The organism is Agaribacterium haliotis (assembly GCF_002312815.1).
Lineage (GTDB): Bacteria > Pseudomonadota > Gammaproteobacteria > Pseudomonadales > Cellvibrionaceae > Agaribacterium > Agaribacterium haliotis.
In genome coordinates, this window is the sequence record NZ_NKQJ01000030.1 from 1 (window position 1) to 2,108 (window position 2,108).

General features: G+C 46.0%; 2 protein-coding genes. Both read right to left on the minus strand.

Going from position 1 to position 2,108, the window contains the following annotated elements:
* Positions 1-817 (minus strand): IS3 family transposase (locus CFK45_RS18200; RefSeq protein WP_143247651.1); only part of this gene is annotated, 817 nt, incomplete at its 3' end.
* 33 nt (positions 818-850) lie between these two features.
* Positions 851-2,002 carry an IS30 family transposase gene (locus CFK45_RS18205; protein WP_096087877.1) on the minus strand — a complete coding sequence of 384 codons (1,152 nt, stop codon included), beginning with the start codon at positions 2,000-2,002 and terminating at the stop codon, positions 851-853.
* Positions 2,003-2,108 lie beyond the last annotated feature (106 nt).

Below are 2,108 nucleotides of genomic sequence, written 5' to 3' on the forward strand. Positions count from 1 at the left end.
CGTTCGCAGAGTGCCTTCTCTTGCGGTTATAAAATATTTCGATGTAACCAAATATACCTGAACGCGCTTCATCAATCGACTGGTAGTTCTTGGCGTAGATAAGCTCGACCTTCAACCGGGCGTAGAAAGATTCCATAACAGCATTGTCCCAGCAATTACCTTTGCGGCTCATACTGCGCTTTATACCGTGTCGCTCAAGAAAACCAACATAGTCGTTTGATCGGTATTGAGTACCACGGTCTGAATGAACAATCAGGCCAGGAGAAGCACCACGGGCGTTGATCGCCATCTGCATAGCCTCCGTTATTAGTTGGTCTGTCATCCCCGTATCGAGGCTCCAACCAATAATTTTGCGCGAGTACAAATCCATGACTGTCGCTAAGTAAAGCCATCGGCGCTCAACCCAAATGTAAGTAATATCAGTTACCCACTTTTGATTAGGTTGATCAGTGGTAAAGTCGCGCCAAAGGAGGTTGTCGGCAACGTTGTGCATCGTTAAAGCATGGCCACCATAATTGAAGCCCTTGCCGTTACGAGCCACTATACCGCGCTGCCTCATGATTTTAGCGATAAAATTGAGTGAGCACTTGTGCCCGAGCTCGTTAAGCTCCTGAGTGATTCTGGGTGCACCATAAGCAGCCTCAAATTCCTCGTAGGTTTCTTTTACAAGCTCTTCGATTTTCTCGCGTCGCTGCTCCTGATCACTCTTAGGCTTGTCGCGCCAGCGGTAGAAGCCCGACCTGTGCACACCCAGCACCTCACACATGAGTGTGATGTCGTACTGCCCAATATAATCTTGGATAAGTGCGTACTTCACTCTTGGTCTTTCGCGAAGTACGCAGATGTAGATTCAACCTGTCAATGCAACACCTTCCTCTAAGACTTCTTTGGGTGTTTTAAAGCCAAGAGTCTTTCTTGGTCTTTGGTTTAGTGCTCGTGCAACTTTGTTCAGATCGTTCTGGGAGTGTTTGGCTAGAGAGGTCTTCTTTGGGAAATACTGTCGGATTAACGAATTGGTATTTTCATTCGTTCCTCTTTGCCAAGGGCTTTTAGGGTCGCAAAAATAGACCGGTACTTTCGTTTCCTTTGTAAACTCAGCGTGTTTGGCTAACTCCATACCCCGATCCCACGTTAGCGACCTTTTCATTGTGCCAGGCAGTTTTCTAAAGGCCTTAATCAGAGCCTTGTTAACAGAGCCGGCGTCTTTTCCAGCAACTTTAAGAATAATTGTATATCTTGCTCGTCGGTCAACTAAAGTTGCGATATGAGAGTTGTTCGACCCAGAGACTAGATCCCCTTCCCAATGGCCAATTTCTTTCCTAGCATCGATGGATCTAGGTCTCTCGTGAATCGATATTCCATTTACAACTTTGATGGTCCCTCTGTCTCCAGAGGTTGAATAGCGCTTGCTTTGCCTCATTTTGTGCGAACGCCGTAGGTGTTTCGAAAGCGCATGATCTAAGGCTTTTCTTGATCGCACATATAGTGATTTATAGATTGTCTCATAGGAAACCTGCATATTCGGTTCATCAGGTTTATTGACCTTCAACCATCCAGATATCTGCTCTGGCGACCATTTATCAGTAAGCTTATCAATAACAATTTTGCGGAGTTTACTGTTAACGGCCAAAGCGCCTGATTTGGGGCGACGAGCTTCCCTCCAAGCCCGACTATCCGCGTAAACAGCCTTGTACCAGCGTCGACCACGGTTACGGTTCACTTCTCTTGAAATTGTTGACGGCGCACGTCCTAGCCTTTTAGCGATTTCTCTTATGCTTAATTTGGCTGACAGTCCGGCTCTGATTTCTTCGCGTTCTTCAAGGCTAAGATGGAGCGAGTTTCGCTTCCTCGTTACAGGCTTGATTCCACCATGGTCACGAAGAATGGAAAAAATAGAACCCGGCTTGGAATCTAGCACTCGCGCAATATCACTAAAACCTGAGCCTTGCTTCCATAGGTCAAAAACCAGCTCACGTTCGTCCTGAGTAAAAATTCGATTCATAGGCTGCCCCTGTATTAACTCTTCTCAAAGGATACATGTTGCGTTGACCTATTGAATCTACAGAAACCTTTTTTAGGAATTCCATTTCCTCTTTCAAGCGCTTGTT